Origin of the sequence: Streptomyces sp. UW30, from assembly GCF_008042075.1 — a bacterium.
Taxonomy (GTDB): Bacteria; Actinomycetota; Actinomycetes; order Streptomycetales; family Streptomycetaceae; genus Streptomyces.
Genome location: NZ_RDBN01000053.1, coordinates 207,238 through 229,378 on the forward strand (window position 1 = coordinate 207,238; position 22,141 = coordinate 229,378).

The following is a 22,141-nucleotide window of genomic DNA, read 5'->3' on the forward strand; positions in this document are numbered from 1 at the left end:
GGTCCGCCGGTCCTTCCTGTCGGGGGTGAGCGGCGCCGAGCCGTCGTCCGGACGCGGCGTGAACAGCGGCTCGAGAGGGGGCGAGGCCCCGTACGAGGGCGTCGTGGCCGTCCTGCCTCATGGCCGTACGAGATTCTGCAGATCGGCGAAACGGCGGTCGCCGATGCCATTGACCTCGCGCAGTTCGTCGACCGAGCGGATGCCGGTCTGGTTGCAGGTGCGGTGTGGGCTGGAGCGGCGGAGCGTGGTCGCGCTCACCGTGGTGCTCGTCCTTGCCGCCGGCTTCGCGGTGCAGCACTTCTGGGCCGGACGGGCGCAGTCCGTGCGGGCCCCCGAGGTGGTGCGGGCGGTGGCTCCGTACGGCGGAGGGGAACCCGGCGGGGAGCAGGGCGGTGAGGCCGGGTCGGCGGCTTCGGCGGCCGGGGCGTCGGGGGCCGTGGGGACAGCCGCGCCCGAGATCGTGGTGGACGTCGGTGGCAAGGTCCGCAAGCCGGGGATCCATCGCCTTCCGGCGGGCTCGCGCGTGGCCGACGCTCTGCGGGCGGCGGGCGGGGCGCGCCCCGGCACGAACACCGACAGTCTCAACCGGGCCCGGTTCCTGGTGGACGGGGAGCAGGTGATCGTCGGAGCTCCGGCCGCCCTACCCGGGGCCGCCGGCCCGGGCACGGGTGGCGCTCCGGGGACGGGCGGTGCGGCGGCCCCAGGCGCCGCACCCACCGCACCGATCCCGCTCAACACCGCCACCGTGGACCAGCTGGACACCCTCCCGGGCGTCGGCCCGGTGCTGGCCCAGCACATCATCGACTACCGCACCCAGCACGGCGGCTTCCGCTCGGTCGACGAACTGCGCGAGGTCAATGGCATCGGCGACCGCCGTTTCGCCGATCTGCAGAATCTCGTACGGCCATGAGGCAGGACGGCCACGACGCCCTCGTACGGGGCCTCGCCCCCTCTCGAGCCGCTGTTCACGCCGCGTCCGGACGACGGCTCGGCGCCGCTCACCCCCGACAGGAAGGACCGGCGGACCTGCGCTTGGTCCCACCGGCACTCGCCGCTTGGGCAACAGCGGCGCTGATGCTGGACGCCCCGCCGGAGTGGGTGGCCGGTGCGGCGGTGGTCTGCTTGCTCGCGGTGGGCACACTGCTGCTGATGCGACGGCGTGGGGCCGGCGGGCAGGGCCAGGTGCCCACGCGCCGGACCTGGCCCCGTACCTCGGCCGCCGCCGTACTGCTCTGTGTCGCCGCGGCCGCCACCTCCGCCGGGCTGCACGGGGCCGATCTGCGGCGAGGGCCGGTGCCACGGCTGGCGGAGGAGTACGCCACGGTGACCGCCGAGGTCGAGATCACCTCCGACCCCCGGCTCACCCGACCCCGCATCAAGGGCGATCACATGGCGCCGACCTCCGTGCTGGTCGACGCGGACGTACGACGCGTCGAGGAACCGAACGGCACGGCGGTGACGACGCGGGCGCCCGTGTTGATGATCGTCGACGGGGGCTGGGGGCCCTCGGCCGACGCCGGCGAGCACCGGCAGCCTTCGTCGCCCGCCGGGTTGCGGCCATCGCTCTCCTCCCCCTCCGCCGACGCATGGCGCTGACGTGCCCTCCCCGTGCCAGGCATGCCTCGCCGGTGACGGGCACGCCCGTCGGAGTGCGGCCCACGCCCCGGGCCGCTGGTCACGGTCGCGATACGGGCGCCCGTGCGTGTGCCGGAAAGCGTGCCCGGACGCGCGCCCGGACCCGTGACTGTACGTGTACGTGTACGTGATCGAAGTGCCATGCGACGAGGATCCGACACCTCGCCCCACCCGCGATGATCTTGCTCAATTCCCGGGGATTACCGACGAGTTGTGGATATCTCGGCCACCCACACGAGTGACACCCACGTAGGGGGCTCGACCACGTAGAGGGCTCAACCAACCACGCAGTGGCCCGTCACTCACCACCCACGAAGCGGCCCGTCACCACCCACGCTGAGGCCCGTCACCACCCACGCAACGCCCCCTCACCACCAGGGATCACTCAGCCCGCGACCAAGCCACCCCTCCGCCGCCCCCTCACCGCGGCGAAACCACAACCCCCAACAACCCGGGCCCGGTATGCGCCCCGATCACCGCCCCCACCTCGCTCACATGCAGGTCCGCCAACCCCGGCACCCGCGCCCGCAAACGATCCGCCAGCGCCGACGCCCGGTCCGGTGCGGCGAGATGGTGGACCGCGATGTCGACCTGCGCGCTGCCCGCCCGGTCGGCCGCGATCTCCTCCAGGCGGGCGATCGCCTTGGAAGCCGTGCGGACCTTCTCCAGCGGGCCGATCCGGCCGTTCTCCAGCTGCAACAGCGGCTTCACCGCGAGCGCGGAGCCCAGCAGGGCCTGCGCGGCGCCGATGCGGCCGCCGCGGCGCAGATAGTCGAGGGTGTCGACGTAGAAGTAGGCGGCCGTGGCCCCGGCCCGTTTCTCGGCAGCCGTGACGGCCTCGTCCACCGTGCCGCCCGTCTCCGCCGCCTCGGCCGCCGCGAGCGCGCAGAAGCCGAGGGCCATGGCGACCATGCCCGTGTCCACCACCCGCACCGGCACGGGCGCCTCGCGAGCCGCGACCACCGCCGCGTCGTAGGTGCCGGAGAGCTCGGCGGACAGATGCAGGGAGACGATGCCGGTGGCGCCGGACTCGGCCACCTCGCGGTAGTGCTGCGCGAAGGCCTCGGGGCTCGGGCGCGAGGTGGTGACAGGGCGTCGCTTCTGCAACGCCTGGGCAAGGGAACGGGTCGAGATCTCGGTGCCCTCGTCGAGCGCCTGGCCGCCGACGACCACGGTCAGGGGTACCGCTGTGATGCCGTGGCGCTCCATCGTCCGGGGCGGCAGGTAGGCCGTTGAATCGGTGACGATAGCGACATGGCGGGACATGAGCTGGAGGTTACCTGGCGTAGCGCCCGGGCGGCAGCCCGACCCCGCTCAGCCGGTGAAGCCTTGACCGGAGCGGCTCGCGCTCGCGCGTGCTCAAGTCGTGCTCTCGGGGCGGGGTTTCTTCTGCCACGGGTACGTCGGGCGAGGTCCCGACGGGTTGAGGGCGGGCCTCGTCGGCTCCTCGGCCCGCTGTGTCCGAGGGGTGTCCGGCCAGGTCTGTTCGCTCGTCGCACCGGACTCGGCGGCGGGCGCCTCCGGCCATGGGGGCGGCGGGGACGCCGGCCGCTCCGATGACGGAGTCGGCGACGGCGACGGCGACGAGGATCCCGTGGTGGGGGATTCCGTCGTCTGCCAGTGCCGCAGCGCGCCGGTCTCCACGTCGATCTGGGTGCTGAGGGTGTCCAGGTCGTCGTCGGCGAAGCGGCGGGCCCGGTCGCGGGCCGCCCAGCGCAGGGAGTCCGCCGCCTCGACGATGCGCTCGGTGCGTTCGCGCAGGTCGGGCAGTCGCGCGACGAGCATCGTGCGGTCTGGCTCGGACTCCAGGCGCCGCAGCTCCGCGTCGAGTTCGTGCCCATGTGCGCTGAGGCGCTCGAAGAGGCCGAGGGACTCCTTGAGGGACTCGTCCTCGCTCACGCCCGCATGGAGGGCGTCCTGGGTGGCGCGCATCGAGGTGCGCAGCTTCAGCCGCAGCTGGGCGAGCTCACCGGGCGCACCGGGCTGGGCGAAGGACTTGGCCCGCAGGGTGTGGTCCTCGACCGTGCGCCGGGCGTGAGTGATCGTCTCGTCCACCCGGCGCTTGGCGGCACCGACCACCTTCACCGTGGCGTACGCGCCGAGCGCGACGAAGAGCACGAAGAGCAGGGCGACGACTGCGATCACTGCTTCCACGAACTCCTCCTCGGACCGGCCGCGACCCATGCCACGTCGCGTCACTCTTCAACGGTAAACGCAGCGGGCAGGCCCGGAGTTCCAAAGGAACCCCGAACCTGCCCGTAGGGGATCACCCCGAGTCAAGATCACACGGAGTACGGCGGCCGGCTCGGCCCAACCGCCGGAGGCAGACTCACGCCGGATTCAGACTCACGCCGGATGCAGACTCACGCCGGATGCAGACTCACGCCGGAACGATGTTCACCAGCTTCGGTGCCCGCACGATCACCTTGCGGATCCCGGCCCCGTCCAGCGCCGCCACGACCTTCTCGTCGGACAGCGCGACCTTCTCCAGCTCCTCGTCGGAGATGGCCGGCGAGACCTCCAGCCGCGCCTTGACCTTGCCCTTGATCTGCACGACGCAGGTCACGGTCTCGTCGACCACGTACGCCGGGTCGGCGACCGGGAAGTCCTCGTGCACCACCGAGCCGGTACGCCCCAGCTTGCGCCACAGCTCCTCGGCGATGTGCGGGGCCAGCGGCGCGGCCATCAGCACCAGCGACTCGGCGATGGAGCGCGGCACCGCCCCTCCCGCCTTGGTCAGGTGGTTGTTCAGCTCGGTGACCTTGGCGATGGCGGTGTTGAACCGCATGCCCTCCAGGTCCCCACGCACCCCGTCGATCGCCTTGTGCAGGGCACGCAGCGTCTCCTCGTCGGGCTCGGCGTCGACGACCGTCACCGCACCGGTGGTCTCGTCGATGACGTTGCGCCACAGCCGCTGCAGCAGCCGGAACTGGCCGACCACCGCACGCGTGTCCCACGGCCGGGAGACGTCCAGCGGGCCCATCGCCATCTCGTACAGACGCAGCGTGTCGGCGCCGTACTCGGCGCAGATCTCGTCCGGAGTGACCGCGTTCTTCAGGGACTTGCCCATCTTGCCCAGCAGCCGGGAGACCTTCTCGCCCTGGTAGTAGTACGCGCCGTCGCGCTCCTCCACCTCGGCGGCCGGCACCGCGATGCCACGGCTGTCGCGGTAGACGTAGGCCTGGATCATGCCCTGGTTGAACAGCTTGTGGAACGGCTCGGCCGAGGAGACGTGCCCCAGGTCGAACAGCACCTTGGACCAGAAGCGCGCGTACAGCAGGTGCAGCACGGCGTGCTCGGCGCCGCCGACGTACAGGTCGACTCCGCCGTGCGGCTGGCCCTCGCGCGGGCCCATCCAGTACTGCTCGATCTCCGGGTCGACCAGCTTCTCGCTGTTGTGCGGGTCCAGGTAGCGCAGCTCGTACCAGCAGGAACCGGCCCAGTTGGGCATGGTGTTGGTCTCACGCCGGTACGGGCGCGGACCGCGTCCGTCGCCCAGGTCCAGCGTGACGTTGACCCACTCCTCGTTGCGCGACAGCGGCGTCTCGGGCTGGGTGTCGGCGTCGTCCGGGTCGAAGGTGCGCGGCGAGTAGTCCTCGACCTCGGGCAGCTCCAGCGGCAGCATCGACTCGGGCAGCGCGTGCGCGATGCCGTCCTCGTCGTAGACGATCGGGAAGGGCTCGCCCCAGTAGCGCTGGCGGCTGAACAGCCAGTCGCGCAGCCGGAAGTTGACGGTGCCCTCGCCGACACCGGACCGCTCCAGCCACTCCGTGATGCGGGCCTTGGCCTCGACGACGCCCAGGCCGTCCAGGGAGACACCCTCACCGGTGGAGTTGATGATCTTCGCGTCGTACGACCCGAAGGCGTTCTCCCACGTCGAGGTGTCCGTGCCACGGCCGTCGGTCGGCTCGACGATGCAGATGATCGGCAGCTCGAAGGCGCGCGCGAACTCGAAGTCACGCTGGTCGCCGCACGGTACGGCCATGATCGCGCCGGTGCCGTAGCCCATCAGGACGTAGTCGGCGATGAAGACGGGGACCTGCTCGCCGTTGACCGGGTTGGTCGCGTACGAGCCGATGAAGACGCCGGTCTTGTCCTTGGCCTCGGCCTGGCGCTCGACGTCGGACTTCGAGGCGGCCTGCGCGCGGTAGGCGGCGACGGCCTCGGCCGGGGTCGCGTGGCCGCCGGTCCACACGTCGTGCGTGCCCTCGGGCCAGGCGTCCGGGGTGAACTTGTCGACCAGCGGGTGCTCGGGCGCCAGCACCATGTAGCTCGCGCCGAACAGGGTGTCGGGGCGCGTGGTGAAGACCGTGATGCGCTCGCCGTCCACGGGGAAGTCGACGCGGGCGCCCTCGGAGCGGCCGATCCAGTTGCGCTGCTGCAGCTTGATGGCCTCGGGCCAGTCCAGCTCGTCCAGGTCGTCCAGCAGCCGGTCGGCGTAGGCGGTGATCCGCATGTTCCACTGCCGCAGCTTGGCCTTGAAGACCGGGAAGTTGCCGCGCTCGGAGCGACCGTCGGCGGTGACCTCCTCGTTGGCCAGGACGGTGCCCAGGCCGGGGCACCAGTTGACCGGCGCGTCGGAGGCGTACGCCAGGCGGTACCCGCCCAGGACGTCGGCGCGCTCGTCGGCACTCAGCTCGCTCCACGCGCGCGTGCCGCCGTCGACGTCCGGCACAGCGCGCTCACCCGACTCGAACTCGGCGACCAGCTCGGCGATCGGCCGGGCCTTGTCCGCCTCGTCGTCGTACCAGGAGTTGAAGATCTGCAGGAAGATCCACTGGGTCCACTTGTAGTAGTCCGGGTCGATCGTGGCGAACGACCGGCGCTTGTCGTGGCCCAGGCCCAGCCGGCGCAGCTGGACCTTCATGTTCTCGATGTTGGCCTCGGTGGAGACACGCGGGTGCGTGCCGGTCTGCACGGCGTACTGCTCGGCGGGCAGGCCGAAGGCGTCGAAGCCCAGGGTGTGCAGGACGTTGTGGCCGGTCATGCGCTGGAAGCGCGCGAAGACGTCGGTGGCGATGTAGCCCAGAGGGTGGCCGACGTGCAGACCCGCACCGGAGGGGTACGGGAACATGTCCATGATGAACTTCTTGGGCTTGGCGACCAGCTCGGGATCGCCCGCCAGATCACCCTTGGGGTTCGGCGCCGCGTACGTGCCCTCGACGTCCCAGAAGTCCTGCCAGCGTGCCTCGATCTCGGCGGCCATGGCCGCCGTGTAGCGGTGCGGCGCTGCCACCTCGGCGGCAGCGGGGTTCGTCTCGCTCATGATCCTCAAAGCTCCATCGATCGTCTCTGCCAGCGGCTGCGATTTCCCGGGAAACGAAAAATCCCCTCGCACAGGAGGGGACGCCGCGCCGATTCCGACCATCCGATTCGCCCGGTGGTCGGGAGTGATCAGCGCGGCTCGCTAAGCAGAAGGCGTACGGCACGCATGGCGTCAGGGTACCGCAGCGCCGGAGCGGGCCGCGACGGACTTCCGGCGGGGCGCATGACGGTGCTCACTAGGGGCTCACGCATGAACAATCGTGCCCCCGGCTCCGTACCTGAGAGTTGTGAAGACATGGAAAAGCTGAACAAGGTTCAACTGTTACCTGGCGTAACAGTCGCTAAGGGACACCGCAAGCCCCTTACAGCCCGTAGATAACAACGCAATAACTCAAACGCCGTACCCCCCGGTATGGAGCCACTTAGAGTGCGGCAGCGGGACCGCCTTCCCGAACCGCTCGGAGTTGCCCCCATGAACCCTCGTCGTAGTAACAGTTCGCTTCCCTCACCGGGCCGGTCGGCCTACGGGGTTGCGACCGCTGCTGTTCTGCTGCTCATACCCCTGGTCGTGCTGCTCGGCGGTACCTGGCTCCAGGAGTTCCTCAACTTCGGTGCCGGTGTCCTGTCGCTCGTCTGCCTGACCTGTTCGGTCATCTGGGGCCTGGTCGCCCAGGACCGGATGATCCTCAACACCCGCCAGCGGATCATCGCGCAGGGCATCCACCGGGTGACCGCGGTGGCCTCGATCGCGTTCCTCCTGGTGCACATCGGCGTCAAGCTGGCGCTGGACCACGCCAGCCCGATCGCCGCACTGATCCCCTTCAGCCTGGTGTTCGCCGGCGGCACCGAGATCCCGGGCAGCGCCTTCCTCATCGGCCTGGGTTCCCTGGCCGCCCTGCTCATGATCTTCGTCGGCATCACCGGCGCCCTGCGCAACCAGTTCGCCTCCCCGGCGCCGGTCGCCGCACGCTGGCGCGCGATGCACATGCTGGCCTACCCGGCCTGGTGCTCGGCCCTGATCCACGGCCTGTTCGCGGGCCGCCCGGCGAAGACGTTCTTCATGGTCAGCTACGAACTCTGCGTCGTCGCCGTCGCCGCGGCCCTCGCCCTGCGCGCCGCCCCGCGCCCGGTCAAGCGCAAGTTCGCCGACCGGATCGCCCAGATCATCGGCAACGAGCCGGACGCCCGCGAGAACCTGGAGGAGAGCCGTGCCAGGGCCGCGTCCGGCTCCTCCCTGCCGGGCTACGAGGACCAGCGGCCGTCCCGCTCGGCACGCCGCTCACGCGACGAACGACCGGGCCCCCTGCCCGGCATGCCCTCCCAGGCCCCCTCGGCCGCGGAGACCACGGGCGGTTTCGCCGCCGCCTACCGCGCCGTCTCCCCCCGCTCCCGCGGGCAGCAACAGCCGTACGCCGACCAGACCTCACGCATGGACCTGCCCATGGACATGCAGCCGACGGAGGCGATCCCGCGCGTCGACGGCGCCGGAGGCGGCACGGGCAACTGGCCCATCCCCTCCCCGCCTCCGGTCGGCGAGGCGCCCCCGTCGGCCTACGACCCGCTCAACGACACCGGATACAACATCCCCGTCTACGACAATTCCGGCACCACGACCTACGGCTCGAACACCTCGGGCTACGGCTCCAACTCCGCGGGTTACGGCTCGAGTGATGTGTACGACACATCTGAGACGAACGCCGTCTTCGGTACGTACAACCAGAACGACACGTACAACAACAGCGGTCCCGCAACCGAAACAACGCCCGGTGCCTCCTACGACTTCGACGCACCGGGTTCGGGCGAACCTTGGAACACGCCTTCCGGAGGCTTTAAGTGAACGAGGCCCTGCCCGACGTACCCGAAGTCCGCGTGGTCGGACTTCCCCAGCTCACGTCGGGCTTCGACCTTGTCGAGAGACTTGACCTGCCCATGCATCTGAAGGTGCACGGGCCGCTCGAACCGTTGGGCGGCGAGCAGCTGGCGAAGCTCGCCGAGAACATCAACCTGAAGGGCCGCGGCGGCGCGGGCTTCCCCTTCCACAAGAAGCTGCGCTCGGTCGCCGAGGCCGCGATCAAGCGCGGCGTGCGGCCGGTCGTCGTGGTCAACGGCAGTGAGGACGAACCGGCCTGCCGCAAGGACACGGTGATGATCAACCGTGCCCCGCATCTCATCCTGGACGGCGCGCTGCTGTGCGCCGAGGCCATGGGTGCCCGCACGCTCGTGGTGGCGGTCACCCGGGAATCGACCCAGCGCTCAATGGAGGCCGCGCTCGCCGAACGCGGCCTCAGCAACAGCCGTCGGTCCGCGCTACGCGCGTTCGTCCAGCGCAACCCGGTGCGCATGGTCACCGGCGCCGCCGCCTCCGTGATCCGCTCCATCGACGGCGGCCCGGCGATCCCGCCCGGCCGCAAGGTCAGCGCCTCGCAGAACGGCGTCGGCGGCGCCCCGACCCTGCTGTCCAACGCCGAGACGTTCGCCCAGCTCGCCATCGCCGCCCGCATCGGCCCGGAGCGCTACGGCAACACCGGCCTGTACGACGAGCCGGGCACCGTCATGCTCACGGTCTCCGGCGCGGTCGCCCGCCCGATGGTCATCGAGGTCCCGACGGGCGTCCCGCTGCGCTACGTCCTCCAGCTCGCCGGCGCCCCGCCGGTACCGCAGGGCGTGCTGACCGGTGGCTACCACGGCAAGTGGATCGACGCGGCGACGGTCAACGAGGCGATCGTCTCGCGCAACTCCCTGGACGCGGTCGGCGGCGCGCTCGGCGCCGGCGCGATCCTGCCGATCACTCAGGAGACCTGCCCACTGGGCGAGTCGCTGCGCGTGGCGCAGTGGCTGGCCGAGGAGAGCGCGGGCCAGTGCGGCCCCTGCTACCTCGGCCTGCCGGCCGCCGCGCGCGGCTTGGAGGACATCCTGAACGGCGGCGGGCCGGCCGCTCTGGAGGCCCTGAAGCAGGTCGCCAAGAACGTGAAGCGGCGTGGTGCGTGCTCGCACCCGGACGGCTCCGCGATGTTCCTGGAGTCGACCATCAAGGCGTTCACCGACGACCTCGCGGCACACGTCCTCGGAAACGGCTGCGGACGGCCCGTGGAGGGCGTTCTGCCGCTCTTCGAGGGCGGCAGGGGACCCGCGGGCATCCAGGGTGGCGCCGAGTCGGAGGAGGACGGTCCCAGCCGCCAGAAGATCTACGTCGACTGGACGCTGTGCCGCGGCCACGGCCTGTGCGCGGACATCCTCCCGGAGGTCTTCCAGCTCGGCGCCGACGGTTTCCCGACCGTCGCCCAGGCGATGGTCCCGCGCTACGCCGAGGCCAAGGCCCTGCGCGCGGTGCGCCGTTGCCCGGCCCTCGCGCTGCGCCTGGAGGAGGACACCCGCGCGCAGGAGTCGTCCCGCAACCTGCCGGTCCTCTCCCAGGGGCGCGGCAGGCGGGCGTTGGGGCGCTGAGAGGCGAGCACGTACGCACAGAGGGGCCGTCCGAGCCGGACGGCCCCTCTGGTGTTGTCGGACGAAAAAGATCCCGCCGGGTCTTGCCGACCCGGCGGGATCTACTGTGGAGCTAAGGAGAATTGAACTCCTGACCTCCTGCATGCCATGCAGGCGCTCTACCAACTGAGCTATAGCCCCTTGCTTGGTCCGCCCGGTCTCCCCGGCGGCGACGCCAACTTTACCGGGCGACCCTGCGCAGCTCCAAATCGTTTCCCGCGCACGCCGATACGACCTTAAATGTCCGAATCCGCGGCGCGGGCCTCAAGCCGTGACGAAGGAATAGAAACGCTTGAGCGTGCAGTGCTCTTCGAGGAGGCGGCCATAGATCGGTTCGCCCTCGAGTTCACGGTAGGTCTCGATCGGGTCGCCCTTTATGATCAGCGCCCGCGCGCATTCCTCGCACCAGTACTGGTAGTCGGGGTTCACCGGTTCCATGTCACGGACGATCGGCGTTCCGCTGCCGCACCAGTCGCACTTTCGCCTGTGTGCACCCATCGATCAGCTCCAGCTGTGGCCGCAGGCCGTGCACACGTAGGAAATTCCGCCGTTGTCACCGAGGAGCTGTGCGACGTGGACGGAACCGCAGGAAGGGCAGCTGAGGCGGGTGATCGTGTCCCGTGTCAATGCTGCCTCGAAGAGGTGACCGACCTCTTCGAGGATGCTCGCAGGCATCGCTACTCCCTCCCGTCGGGCCGCGCCCCCTCCGGCCGTTTGATTCTGCCACGGCCGGACCAATACGGTCAGCGACGCCTCAGTACCAGTCCGGACACGGCAGCCTCCGTGGCCGGGCGAACCGTGCGAACCCGCACCCCAACGCGCCTCTCCTGAGAGGTATACGCCTGCGAGGCCCAAGTGACTCAAGCCGGACCCGAACAGTTCGGATACCAGAAGATCCCGCCGATCGGAGCGATCGGCGGGATCTTGTTGTCTGACTGTGGAGCTAAGGAGAATTGAACTCCTGACCTCCTGCATGCCATGCAGGCGCTCTACCAACTGAGCTATAGCCCCTTGCGTTCATCCGCTGTGCAGCGGGGCGAACAAGAAGAACCTTAGCCTGTGACCTGCCGGAAAGTGAAATCCGGGTTCCCGGGCCGTCCCGGCCGGGACCCGGCATCAGTCGTCGTCGCCGAGCACCGGCTCCGGCAGGGTGCCGGCGTTGTGCTCCAGCAGGCGCCAGCCGCGCGCGCCCTCGCCCAGGACGGACCAGCAGCAGTTGGTCAGACCTCCGAGGCTCTCCCAGTTCTGGGCCTGGAGGCCGAGGAGACGGCCGATGGTCGTACGGATGGTGCCGCCGTGGCTGACCACCACGAGCGTGCCCTCGTCGGGGAGTTTCTCGGCGTGCCGGAGCACCACGGGCGCGGCGCGGTCGGCGACCTCGGTCTCCAGTTCGCCACCGCCGCGGCGCACCGGCTCACCGCGCTTCCACGCGGCGTACTCCTCGCCGTGCCGGGCGATGATCTCGTCGTGCGTGAGCCCCTGCCAGACGCCCGCGTAGGTCTCGCGCAGGGCCTCGTCGTGCGTGACCTCCAGGCCGGTGAGCCCGGCCAGCTCGGCGGCCGTGTTCGCGGCGCGCTGGAGGTCGGAGGCGATGATCGCGTCGGGCTTGAGGTTCACCAGAAGCCGGGCGGCGCGGCGGGCCTGGGAGATGCCGGCCTCGGTCAGGGGGACGTCCGTGGAGCCCTGGAAGCGGCGCTCCACGTTCCAGGACGTCTGGCCGTGCCGCCACAGGATGACGCGGCGTCCGCGGCCGGGCTGGCCCGCGGACACCTCGCCGGTGGCGCTCATCGCCACTCACCGCCCAGCTCGGCCGCCTCCTCGGCAGCCTGGAGCTTGGCGTGCTCCGCGGCCTTGCCGCGGGTGGCCTTGGCGTCCTCGGGCAGCGCGATCTCGGGGCAGTCCTTCCACAGCCGCTCCAGGGCGTAGAAGACGCGCTCCTCGCTGTGCTGGACGTGGACGACGATGTCGACGTAGTCGAGCAGGACCCAGCGGGCCTCGCGGTCGCCCTCGCGGCGCACCGGCTTGGCGCCGAGCTCCTTGGCGAGGCGCTCCTCGATCTCGTCGACGATCGACTTGACCTGGCGGTCGTTGGGCGCGGAGGCCAGCAGGAAGGCGTCCGTGATCGACAGGACGTCGCTGACGTCGTAGGCGATGATGTCGTGCGCGAGCTTGTCGGCGGCTGCCTGGGCAGCGGTGTTGACGAGCTCGAGGGAACGGTCGGTAGCGGTCACTACAAGGCTTTCGGTCGGCGGACTCTTGACTTCACTCGACATCAAGGGTCTCACGGACCAGTGACAGCACCCCACGTGATTATCGGTTCACGTGGGGTGGCCTGCGGTGATGTGCGGGCTGCGGCTACGAGGACGACGGCTCGTAGTCCTGGCCCAGGACCACCGAGACATCGGCGTTCCCGGACACGTCGCCCTTGGTGACCGCGTCGGCGGACAGGCCCAGGGTCTTGGCGACCTCGGTGGCGTTGTCCTTGTCGGCGGCGTCGGCGTAGACGACCTTCGACGTGGCCGCGGCGGACGAGGTACCGCCCTCCAGGAACGTGAAGCCGCCGTTCAGCAGCACCACGCGTGCCTTGCCGGTGTTGTCCTTGACGCCGCTGGCGTTGCGGACGGACACCCGGATCGCGGCGTCCTTGTCGGGGCTCTTCGCGGTGCCGCCGAGGACGTCCTTGACGACGCTCGCACTCGCCTGGGCGCTCAGCGTGCCGTCGGTCTGGACCGGCAGCAGGGCGGTCTTGTAGTCGCCGCCCTTGGCGAGGTCGGCGAGCCTGGCGAGGAAGGCGCCGAGGTCCTTGTCGGTCAGCGGCGGCTCGATGATCATGCCGAGTGTCTGCACGGTGGTGGTCGCGCCCTGTGCGTCCGAGGTCAGCTTGCGCAGCACCGCCTGCATGACCTGCCCGAACCGCTCCAGCTGGGCGTTCTGTGCCTCGCCCGAGCCCTGGTAGGTGGCGTAGGCGACGGCCATCTTGCCGCTGAGGGTCTGCGCGCCGCCCTTGCGCACGAGGGGGGCGCTGCCCTTGGCCTTGGCGTCGGGGTCGGGGACGTTCGCGTTGGTGTCGATGTCGATGTTGCCGACCAGGTCGACGAGGTTCTGCAGATACGGGGTGTCCAGCCGCCAGGTGCCCTGGATCTGAGTGCCGAGGGCGGTGTCGATCGCGTCGCGCGTGCCGGAGGAGCCGTCGTCGTCGACCGACTTGGCGAGCGTGGTCGTGCTGCCGTCGTCGCCGGTCAGGGCGAGGGAGTTGGGCAGCAGGACGGTGGTGCCCTGCTTGGTGGTGGTGTTGTCGACGAGCAGCGCCGTGGAGGTGCCGCCCTTCTTGGTGTTGTGCAGGTGCAGGACGATCACGTCGCGCTTCTGGGCGCCCACGGCCGTGGCGGTGTCGGTCTTGTCGTCCGACGAGGCGAGGCCGGGCAGCTTCCCGGCGTACCAGAGGTAGCCGACGCCGCCGGCCGCGGCGAGCGCCAGGACGACCACGAGGGCGATCACACGCGCGCGTGCCCGTCGCTTGGCCTCCTCGCGGCGCTCGGTGCGGTTCTCGGTGAACTTCAGCCAGTCGATGACGTCCTCGGAGTCCTGGTCGGGCTCCTCGACGAAGGCGAACTGCTCGGTGCGGTAGTCCCGGTCGCCCCGCTGCTGGGCCACGGGCTCCTCGACGGGCCCGGCCTGGTGCGGGATGTAGGCGGTCTGCTCGGCGACCCTCGGCTGCTGACCGCTGGTGGCGGTACGGCCGTAGGGGTCGTACTGCGCCGAGTGCCCACCGGCCTGCTGCTGGTGCGTACCGGTGCCGTACGGGTCGTAGGGCGGCTGGGCCGGCTGCCGGCCGGTGTCACCGCCGCCGTAGGGGTCGTACGGCTGGGCCTGCTGCTGGCCGGTCGCGTACGGGTCGTAGCCGTAGCCCTGCTGTGCGTAGGTGTCGTACTGCTGCTGGGTCTGCTGCGGCGGCGGGATCTGTCGGTACACCGGCCGGCCGTACTCGTCGTAGCCGACGAGTTCGTACTGGTCGGACTCGTATCCTGCCGCCCCCGCGTCGTATCGGTCGTTCACCGGTAGCCCCTCTCGGCTCACTCGCCTCACTCGCCGCGGTACAGCTCACGCTTGTCGATGTAGCGCACGACTCCGTCGGGCACCAGATACCAGATGGGATCTCCCTTTGCGACTCTCGCGCGGCAATCGGTGGACGAGATGGCCAGCGCGGGAACCTCGACCAACGAGACACCGCCCTCGGGGAGCCCGTCGTCGTCGAGGTGGTGGCCGGGCCGGGTGACCCCGACGAAGTGCGCGAGGGAGAACAGCTCCTCCGAGTCCCGCCAGGTCAGGATCTGGCCGAGGGCGTCGGCGCCGGTGATGAAGAAGAGGTCGGTGTCGGGGTTCAGCGAGCGCAGATCGCGCAGGGTGTCCACGGTGTACGTCGGGCCGCCCCGGTCGATGTCGATGCGGCTGACGGAGAACTGCGGGTTCTCGGCGGTGGCGATGACCGTCATCAGATAGCGGTCCTCGGCCGGGGAGACGTGCCGGTGGCTCTTCTGCCACGGCTGGCCGGTCGGCACGAACACGACCTCGTCCAGGTGGAACTGCGCGGCGACCTCACTGGCCGCGACGAGGTGCCCGTGGTGGATCGGGTCGAAGGTTCCGCCCATGACGCCGAGGCGGCGCTTGCCGGGGTTCGACGGGCCGTGTGCGGGGCCGGTAGGCATGTCCTGCTCTCCCATGCGTGCAGACCCTACCGGCCCCGTCTGAGAGCTCCGGCCGACTGTCGCGCGGGCGGAGCGAGGGGCCTGGCCGGGACTCAGCGGTCGCGGTTGAAGCGGGTGGTGATCCACAGCAGCAGCATGAGGATGATGAACGCGCCGCCACCGGTGGCCAACGGGCTGATGCTGCTGTGGCCGCCGCCGTGCTCCTCGCCCTCGGCGGCGAGGGTGACCAACTGGGCAGCTGCGCTGTGGAGGCTCATCTTCGGCGTGACCTATCGGTGAGGGCGGGATAAGGCTGTCGGCCCATCGTAAGCGGGCGCCATGACGGCGATCACGCCGACTCCACCGTTGGGGCGCCGCGGACGGACCGACGGGCAACCTTCCCGGCCGTTCAGTCGTCCTTCTGCCTGTAGCCCCGCAACAGGAACCACGCGGTCAGCACACAGCCCACGACCATCACGATCAGTACGACCCGGAGCAGATTCCCCGCCCCCTGCTGCTCGGCCGCCCTCGCGGCCTCGGTGAGCCAGGCGGCCGAGGGGTTGTACTCCATGACGCGGAACTCCTTCGCTGTAGTGCCCGTCCACGGTAACTCCGCCTAGGCTGGGCTCTGCTTCGGGGGCGCAAAGGGCGGAACAAGGCTCCGCAAAGGGCCGGCAGATACCCATCCACACGCACATGGGGGAAGACATGTCCGACGGCCACGAGCACAACGGGCACGAGAACGTACCGAGCAGGCAGCGCAGGCGTTTCCCGGGGATCTCCTCGCGGGCGTACGAACACCCGGCGGACCGCTCTGCCCTGGTGGCCCTGCGCAAGCTCACCGGCTTCGACACGGTCTTCAAGGCCCTGAGCGGCCTGCTCCCCGAGCGCAGTCTGCGCCTGCTCTTCCTCTCCGACTCGGTGCGGGTGTCGGAGCAGCAGTTCACGCACCTCAACGACATGCTGCGGGACGCCTGTTACATCCTGGACCTGGAGAAGGTCCCGCCGATGTACGTCAACCAGGACCCGGTGCCCAACGCGATGTGCATCGGCCTGGACGAGCCGATCATCGTGGTCACCACGGGCCTGGTCGAGCTGCTCGACGAGGAGGAGATGCGGGCGGTGGTCGGCCACGAGGTGGGCCACGCCCTCTCCGGTCACTCGGTGTACCGCACGATACTGCTGTTCCTGACCAGCCTCGCCGTCCGGGTCGCCTGGATCCCGCTGGGCAACCTCGCGATCATGGCGATCGTCACCGCGCTGCGGGAGTGGTTCCGCAAGTCGGAGCTCTCCGCGGACCGCGCCGGCCTGCTCGTCGGCCAGGACCTCCAGGCCTCGATGCGCGGCCTGATGAAGCTCGCGGGCGGCCACCATCTGCACGAGATGAACGTGGACGCGTTCCTGAAGCAGGCCGAGGAGTACGAGGCGGGCGGCGACCTGCGCGACTCGGTGCTGAAGATCCTGAACGTGCTGCCGCGCTCGCACCCGTTCACCACGGTCCGGGCGGCCGAGCTGAAGAAGTGGGCCGAGACCCGCGACTACCAGCGGATCATGGACGGTCACTACCCGCGGCGCAGCGAGGACAAGGACACCTCGGTCACCGACTCCTTCCGCGAGTCGGCGTCGCACTACGCCACCCACGTGAAGTCCTCCAAGGACCCCTTGATGAAGCTGGTCACGGACATCGCCGGCGGCGCGGGCGACCTGGGCGGCCGGGTACGTCGCGGCTTCGGCGGCTTCACGAGCGCACCGTCGAACGACGAGCCGAGGCGCGAGGGCGAGGGCGACGGCGAGGGCGACAGCGGGCCGAAGGCCTGACGCAGCGGCCACTGCGAACCCCGGGCGGGCCTTCTTCAGCCCGTCCGGGTCCCTCCTGCTCGAAGAGCTTGGGGAGTTTCTCGAAGAGCTTGGGGGTGAGGACGAGGCCCCTTCAGGAACCCCCAGCTCACACCTTCGGCTGCGACCCCTCCGCCAGCGATCCGCACAGCGCCGTCGCCCCACCCGTGGCATACGGGTCGGTACCCGCCGGACCGCCCTCCTTCGCCGTCTGCCCGGCCAGCAAGGGATGCAGTCGGTTGGTGGAGTCCTCGGCGCAGGACAGCGGCCCCGCCTGGACGTAGGAGACGACCAGCTGGGCCTGGTGCAACCGCAGGTCCTCGCGGTCGAAGCGGAACTGCAGCTCCCGGCGCACGGTGAACAGCGAGGCCTCGGCCGTCTTCGCCCCGGCGTCCGCCCTCTGACCGGAACCGTCCGCCACCGCCCGCAGGGCGTACACGAACGTGTGGTCGGCCGTGACCTCCAGCGTCGACGAGTCGGTCTCGGCGGCCTGGAGCGTGCCCTGCACCCGGATGCTGCGATCGGCCAGCTCGGCCTGCGAGGAGTCGAAGCGAACCAGCCAGCCGGTCGGCGCATGCCGGCCGTCCGCGGCCGGGTGCCCGAAGCTCTGGTCGAACTGGTCGAGTTGGTCGGGGTCCAGCAGCACCCGCACCGGCCGGACCTGGTCGCCGGTCAGCACCTCGGGATACAGCGCTGACCGCACGATGTAGTCCTTCGCGATGCTCAGCGCGTTCGTGACCTGACCGTCCGAGAAGTGCGCGGTGCGCCGCGCGGCCGGCAGCGGAATGCCCTCCGCGCCGATCCGGAACTGGGCCGCGGGACTGCTCGCGTACAGGTGGTCGGTGTCGCTAGCCCCGGGCACCTCGCCGCCGGGGGCGAGCGGGATGACGGTCATCCGCAGGGGCTCGGCGGGCGGCCCGGAACCGGCCGGGCTCTGGTAGGGGTGCCGTACACCCATGTAGATCGCCGTACCGAAGGCGACGGCGATCAGCAGGACGAGGACGAAAGCCTGCCGGGACAGTCCCCGGCGCATGGGTGCACGGCGGCGTACGGCAGGGGCGTGGTCGGCCATCCGCTCCTGTGCGGAGAACTCCTGAAGGCGGGCAGCACGGACGAACGACTCGTCGAAGACGACGGATCGGTACTCGTCCTCTCCACCACCTGCGGGGCCGCCTTCGGGTGTCCCCTCAGGTGGGTCTCCGGGCCCTCCCATATCTTCAGGGTAGGTCGCCGGGAGCTCCGGTAAACGCCCTGCTGCACGACAACTTCTGACAGGTTCTCACCAGGTTCACCCGACAGCTCTCCGTAGCGCTCAGGCCATCGGTCGACTCCGCGTCAGGGCGTGCGCGGGGTCGCCGGGACGGCCGGCGGCGAGTACTCGGCGGAGGCGGAGGGAGCGGGTCCGCTGCCTTGCTCCAGACCGGTCGAGGCCGGTGCCGGGACCCGGTCCCGGCTGCCCGAGGAGGCGCCGCGATAGACCGCCGTGAAGGCCAGCGCGACCATGCCGATGCCCATCACGAGGGCGAGCATCCAGGCGACGGGACGGTGCCAGCGGACCTGCTTGCCGTAGGTCCCGGGGGCGCCGTAGTGGCCTTCGAGGATGTCCGTGTCGTCCAGATCGTCCAGATCGGGATCATGGCCGAATCCGGTGCGGTCGTCGGGGCCGTACCCCTCGTCGTACCGCTCGCCCCGGCCGTGGGCCCGGCGTGCTTCCGCCTCGGAGGCCTCTGCTCTCGCCTGGGCGGCGGCCAGGAGCCGCTCGACCGCGGTCGGCTCGTGCACCGCGGCCGCCTGTACGAAGGCCTCGTCGAAGACCACGGAGGCGAACTCTTCGTCCGACACCCCGCGGTCGTGGTCGTCGTCGGGATCCCAGCCGTCAGGGAACGGCGTGCCCCCCACGTCCTCCGGCACGGCTCCAGAGTAGACCTGGGGGGTCAATTTGGGCAGACGGTATGGAAATTCATCCGCCTTGTGAGACACCTCCCGTGCGCCACGGAGGCAGTCCGGGGGCGCGTGTCGGACGCATATGCCCTGACCGCGCGCCCCTACGCCGTAGGGGCTCAGCGCCGTACGTGGCCGTCGCCGGTGACGATGTACTTCGTGCTGGTCAGCTCCGGCAGCCCCATCGGGCCACGGGCGTGCAGCTTCTGCGTGGAGATGCCGATCTCCGCGCCGAAGCCGAACTGGCCGCCGTCGGTGAAGCGGGTGGAGGCGTTCACCGCGACCGTCGTGGAGTCGACCAGTTGGGTGAAACGGCGGGCGGCCTGCTGCGAAGTGGTGACGATGGCCTCGGTGTGGCCGGAGGTCCACAGCCGGATGTGCTCGACGGCCTTGTCCAGCGAGTCCACGACCGCCGCGGCGATGTCGTACGACAGGTACTCGGTCTCCCAGTCCTCCGCCGTGGCCTCCACGACGGTCGCCTTGGAGTCCTTGGCGTACGCCATCACCCTCTCGTCCGCGTGCACGGTCACCCCGGCCTCGGCGAGGGCGTCCAGGGCGCGCGGCAGGAACTCGGGGGCGATGTCCTGGTGGACCAGGAGGGTCTCGGCGGCGTTGCAGACGCTGACGCGCTGGGCCTTGGAGTTGATCAGGATCTCGACCGCCATGTCGAGGTCGGCGTTCGCATCGACGTAGACGTGGCAGTTGCCGGTGCCCGTCTCGATGACCGGGACGATCGACTCCGAGACGACGGTCTGGATCAGCGAGGCGCCGCCGCGCGGGATCAGCACGTCGACCAGGCCGCGCGCCCGCATCAGCTCGCGGACGCTCTCGCGGCTCTCGCCGGGCACCAGCTGCACGGCGTCGGCGGGCAGCCCGGCCCCGCCCACGGCGTCGCGGATCACCCGGACGAGGGCGGAGTTCGACTCGTACGCCGAGGCCGAGCCGCGCAGCAGGACCGCGTTGCCGGACTTCAGGCACAGGGCGGCGGCGTCCACGGTGACGTTCGGGCGGGCCTCGTAGATGATCCCGACGACGCCCAGCGGGACCCGGACCTGGCGCAGGTCGATGCCGTTGGGGAGCGTGGACCCGCGCACGACCTCGCCGACCGGGTCGGGCAGCGCCACGACGTCCCGGACGTCGGAGGCGATGGTCCGCACGCGCTCCGGCGTCAGCGTCAGCCGGTCGATGATCGCCTCGCTGGTGCCGGCCTCGCGGGCCTTGGCGATGTCCTTGGCGTTGGCCTCGACGATCTCACTCGTACGGACCTCCAGGGCGTCCGCGATGGCGAGCAGCGCGTCGTCCTTCTCGGCCCGCGGCAGGGGGGCGAGGTCGGCGGCGGCGGCCTTGGCGCGGTAGGCGGCCCGGTTGACCGGGGACATGGAGTCGTACGGCGAAAGCGTGGTCATGAAAGAAGGGTAGTGCGGTCGCGAGGCGGTTCCCTCGTGCATTCCGAACCGCGAGACAAGCCGCCCGGGGGCTGCTCAATAGGGGTGGACGCCCACCGGTGTCGCCGGTGGCGGTCCGTAGCCCTCGGCGATGCGCTGGTGGTAGGTCTCGCGGTCGATGACCTCCAGGCCGACGATCTCCCAGGGCGGCAGCCCCGCGCTCTGCCGGTGCTCGCCCCACAGGCGCAGGGCCACGGCGGCCGCGTCGTGCAGGTCGCGGGCCTCTTCCCAGTAGCGGATCTCCGCGTGGTCGCCCGCGTACCGGCTGGTCAGCAGAAAGGGGTGGTCGTGGGCGAGCTGTTCGAGAGCGCGCCGCACCTCCTTCAGCGGGGCCTCCCGGCCGGAGACGCTGAGGGTGACGTGCCACAGGCGGGGCAGGTCCTCGGGCTGCTCGTAGCGGTCGCCGGCCGCGACGCTCGTCAAGGCGCGCTCCTCACCGGCCGCACGGGACGAGGCCCCACCGGCACTGCGGGACGCCGCCCCAGGGCGCACTCGTCTCACGACGGCCTCCTTTACGCAGTGACCGACTCGGTGGTCGTGCGGAATGTGTCCCGTAGACAAAGTTGAGCAGGCCGCAAGGGCTCGCGGGGCGATTTTGCGGAACGTCCACCTCAGGGCGGCCCTTGAAACAGGGCGTTCCCCCCGTTTTCGGCCGGAGGGCGGGGACCTTACGGCTCCAGGACCACCAGGTCGTCCCGGTGTACGACCTCCCGCTCGTACTCCGCGCCCAGCTCGCGCGCCAGCTCCCGCGTGGAGCGCCCGAGCAGCTGCGGGATCTCCTTGGCGTCGAAGTTGACGAGGCCGCGGGCGACCGCGCGCCCTGTGCTGTCGCGCAGTTCGACCGGGTCGCCCGCGCTGAACTCGCCCTCGACGGCCGCGATCCCGGCCGGGAGCAGCGACTTGCGGCGCTCGACGACCGCCCGTACCGCACCGTCGTCGAGGGTGAGCGACCCCTGGGGCGTGGACGCGTGCTGGAGCCACAGCAGGCGGTCGGCGGAGCGCTTGCCGGTGGCGTGGAAGTAGGTGCCGGTGTCGCCGCCGGACAGGGCGTCGGCGGCGTGGATCGCGCTGGTCAGGACGACCGGGATGCCGGCGGCGGCCGCGATCCGGGCCGCCTCGACCTTGGTGACCATGCCGCCGGTGCCTACGCCGGCCTTGCCCGCGCTGCCGATCTCGACGTGTGCCAGGTCCTGCGGTCCCCGTACCTCCGCTATCCGCGAGGTGCCGGGCTTGCTGGGGTCGCCGTCGTACACGCCGTCGATGTCGGACAGCAGCACCAGCAGGTCGGCGCGCACGAGGTGGGCGACGAGGGCGGCGAGCCGGTCGTTGTCGCCGAAGCGGATCTCGTCCGTGGCGACGGTGTCGTTCTCGTTGACGATCGGGAACGCGCCCATCGCGAGCAGCTTGTCGAGGGTGCGCGAGGCGTTGCGGTGGTGGGCCCGGCGGCTCATGTCGTCGCTGGTCAGCAGCACCTGGCCGACCCGGACGGTGTAGCGCGCGAAGGAGGCGGCGTAGCGGGCGACCAGGAGGCCCTGCCCGACGCTGGCGGCCGCCTGCTGGCGGGCGAGGTCCTTGGGGCGGCGGCGCAGCCCCAGCGGGGCCAGCCCGGCCGCGATGGCGCCGGAGGAGACCAGGACGATCTCCCGCTCCCCGCCGCTGCGGCCCTTGGCGAGGACGTCGACCAGGGCGTCGACGCGGTCCGCGTCCAGGCCGCCGGACGCGGTGGTCAGCGACGAGGAGCCCACCTTGACGACGACCCTGCGGGCCTCGTGCACACCCTGCCTTGCCCCTGCCACCTGTGCTGTTTCCCCTCGCGCGGATGCCCGTTGCCTGCACCGGAAATCTACGCGA

General features: G+C 70.6%; 21 protein-coding genes and 2 tRNA genes. 5 read left to right on the forward strand and 18 right to left on the reverse strand.

Features of this window, described 5'->3' with window-relative positions:
• Positions 1–16 precede the first annotated feature (16 nt).
• Positions 17–910, forward strand: a complete 894-nt coding sequence (locus tag EAO75_RS35115) for a helix-hairpin-helix domain-containing protein (protein WP_410092828.1) — start codon at positions 17–19, stop codon at positions 908–910.
• Between the two features lie 164 nt (positions 911–1,074).
• Entirely contained in the window at positions 1,075–1,596 is a 522-nt protein-coding gene (locus EAO75_RS35120) for a hypothetical protein (protein WP_410092558.1), read from the forward strand.
• A 459-nt stretch (positions 1,597–2,055) separates the two neighbouring features.
• Here EAO75_RS35120 and EAO75_RS35130 read toward each other — a convergent pair whose 3' ends face one another.
• The 3 genes from EAO75_RS35130 to leuS form a co-directional block, all read right to left on the reverse strand.
• Positions 2,056–2,901 carry a DegV family protein gene (locus tag EAO75_RS35130; protein WP_147999201.1) on the reverse strand — a complete coding sequence of 282 codons (846 nt, stop codon included), beginning with the start codon at positions 2,899–2,901 and terminating at the stop codon, positions 2,056–2,058.
• Between the two features lie 93 nt (positions 2,902–2,994).
• Entirely contained in the window at positions 2,995–3,789 is a 795-nt protein-coding gene (locus EAO75_RS35135) for a hypothetical protein (RefSeq protein WP_148000467.1), read from the reverse strand.
• A gap of 226 nt (positions 3,790–4,015) precedes the next feature.
• Positions 4,016–6,901 (reverse strand): leucine--tRNA ligase, encoded by a 2,886-nt coding sequence (gene leuS / locus EAO75_RS35140; RefSeq protein ID WP_147999202.1) that lies wholly within the window; start codon positions 6,899–6,901, stop codon positions 4,016–4,018.
• 471 nt (positions 6,902–7,372) lie between these two features.
• Here leuS and EAO75_RS35150 point away from each other — a divergent pair, with 471 nt between their 5' ends.
• Both EAO75_RS35150 and EAO75_RS35155 read left to right on the forward strand, forming a co-directional pair.
• A complete protein-coding gene (locus EAO75_RS35150; protein ID WP_147999203.1) occupies positions 7,373–8,737 on the forward strand; it encodes a ferric reductase-like transmembrane domain-containing protein in 1,365 nt (454 codons plus the stop codon).
• Positions 8,734–10,344, forward strand: coding sequence for an NADH-quinone oxidoreductase subunit NuoF family protein (locus EAO75_RS35155; protein WP_147999204.1), 1,611 nt, complete (start codon positions 8,734–8,736; stop codon positions 10,342–10,344). The genes EAO75_RS35150 and EAO75_RS35155 overlap by 4 nt, the downstream gene beginning before the upstream one ends.
• A gap of 107 nt (positions 10,345–10,451) precedes the next feature.
• On the opposite strand, the gene EAO75_RS35160 is transcribed toward EAO75_RS35155, so the two are convergent.
• The 10 genes from EAO75_RS35160 to EAO75_RS46205 all read right to left on the reverse strand — a co-directional run bounded on the left by EAO75_RS35160 (position 10,452) and on the right by EAO75_RS46205 (position 15,639).
• Positions 10,452–10,524 (reverse strand) — tRNA-Ala (locus tag EAO75_RS35160).
• Positions 10,525–10,647: 123 nt separating this feature from the next.
• Positions 10,648–10,881 (reverse strand): hypothetical protein, encoded by a 234-nt coding sequence (locus EAO75_RS35165; protein ID WP_003976229.1) that lies wholly within the window; start codon positions 10,879–10,881, stop codon positions 10,648–10,650.
• Positions 10,882–10,884: 3 nt separating this feature from the next.
• A complete protein-coding gene (locus tag EAO75_RS46195) occupies positions 10,885–11,058 on the reverse strand; it encodes a hypothetical protein (RefSeq protein ID WP_107049938.1) in 174 nt (57 codons plus the stop codon).
• Positions 11,059–11,321: 263 nt separating this feature from the next.
• Positions 11,322–11,394: transfer RNA gene (locus EAO75_RS35170), tRNA-Ala, on the reverse strand.
• 105 nt (positions 11,395–11,499) lie between these two features.
• Positions 11,500–12,171 carry a histidine phosphatase family protein gene (locus EAO75_RS35175; RefSeq protein WP_147999205.1) on the reverse strand — a complete coding sequence of 224 codons (672 nt, stop codon included), beginning with the start codon at positions 12,169–12,171 and terminating at the stop codon, positions 11,500–11,502.
• Positions 12,168–12,614, reverse strand: coding sequence for a ribosome silencing factor (gene rsfS, locus EAO75_RS35180; protein ID WP_147999206.1), 447 nt, complete (start codon positions 12,612–12,614; stop codon positions 12,168–12,170). Before rsfS ends, EAO75_RS35175 begins: the two co-directional genes overlap by 4 nt.
• Before the next feature lie 124 nt (positions 12,615–12,738).
• Entirely contained in the window at positions 12,739–14,439 is a 1,701-nt protein-coding gene (locus EAO75_RS35185; protein WP_147999207.1) for an LCP family protein, read from the reverse strand.
• Between the two features lie 26 nt (positions 14,440–14,465).
• Positions 14,466–15,104, reverse strand: a complete 639-nt coding sequence (gene nadD / locus EAO75_RS35190; protein WP_147999208.1) for a nicotinate-nucleotide adenylyltransferase — start codon at positions 15,102–15,104, stop codon at positions 14,466–14,468.
• Positions 15,105–15,181: 77 nt separating this feature from the next.
• Complete coding sequence (locus EAO75_RS46200; protein ID WP_187284710.1) at positions 15,182–15,346, reverse strand: hypothetical protein; 165 nt, start codon at positions 15,344–15,346, stop codon at positions 15,182–15,184.
• Positions 15,347–15,477: 131 nt separating this feature from the next.
• Positions 15,478–15,639, reverse strand: a complete 162-nt coding sequence (locus EAO75_RS46205) for a hypothetical protein (RefSeq protein WP_030948199.1) — start codon at positions 15,637–15,639, stop codon at positions 15,478–15,480.
• Between the two features lie 125 nt (positions 15,640–15,764).
• Here EAO75_RS46205 and EAO75_RS35195 point away from each other — a divergent pair, with 125 nt between their 5' ends.
• Positions 15,765–16,886 carry a M48 family metallopeptidase gene (locus EAO75_RS35195; RefSeq protein WP_147999209.1) on the forward strand — a complete coding sequence of 374 codons (1,122 nt, stop codon included), beginning with the start codon at positions 15,765–15,767 and terminating at the stop codon, positions 16,884–16,886.
• Between the two features lie 127 nt (positions 16,887–17,013).
• Here EAO75_RS35195 and EAO75_RS35200 read toward each other — a convergent pair whose 3' ends face one another.
• The 5 genes from EAO75_RS35200 to proB all read right to left on the reverse strand — a co-directional run bounded on the left by EAO75_RS35200 (position 17,014) and on the right by proB (position 22,086).
• Positions 17,014–18,117: a hypothetical protein gene (locus EAO75_RS35200; RefSeq protein ID WP_147999210.1), complete on the reverse strand. Its 1,104-nt coding sequence runs from the start codon at positions 18,115–18,117 to the stop codon at positions 17,014–17,016.
• Between the two features lie 122 nt (positions 18,118–18,239).
• Positions 18,240–18,842: a hypothetical protein gene (locus EAO75_RS35205; RefSeq protein WP_147999211.1), complete on the reverse strand. Its 603-nt coding sequence runs from the start codon at positions 18,840–18,842 to the stop codon at positions 18,240–18,242.
• A gap of 122 nt (positions 18,843–18,964) precedes the next feature.
• On the reverse strand, positions 18,965–20,251 hold the full coding sequence (locus tag EAO75_RS35210) for a glutamate-5-semialdehyde dehydrogenase (protein WP_147999212.1): 1,287 nt from the start codon (positions 20,249–20,251) through the stop codon (positions 18,965–18,967).
• Positions 20,252–20,326: 75 nt separating this feature from the next.
• Positions 20,327–20,782 carry a hypothetical protein gene (locus EAO75_RS35215; RefSeq protein ID WP_148000468.1) on the reverse strand — a complete coding sequence of 152 codons (456 nt, stop codon included), beginning with the start codon at positions 20,780–20,782 and terminating at the stop codon, positions 20,327–20,329.
• 176 nt (positions 20,783–20,958) lie between these two features.
• Positions 20,959–22,086, reverse strand: a complete 1,128-nt coding sequence (gene proB / locus EAO75_RS35220; RefSeq protein WP_147999213.1) for a glutamate 5-kinase — start codon at positions 22,084–22,086, stop codon at positions 20,959–20,961.
• Positions 22,087–22,141 lie beyond the last annotated feature (55 nt).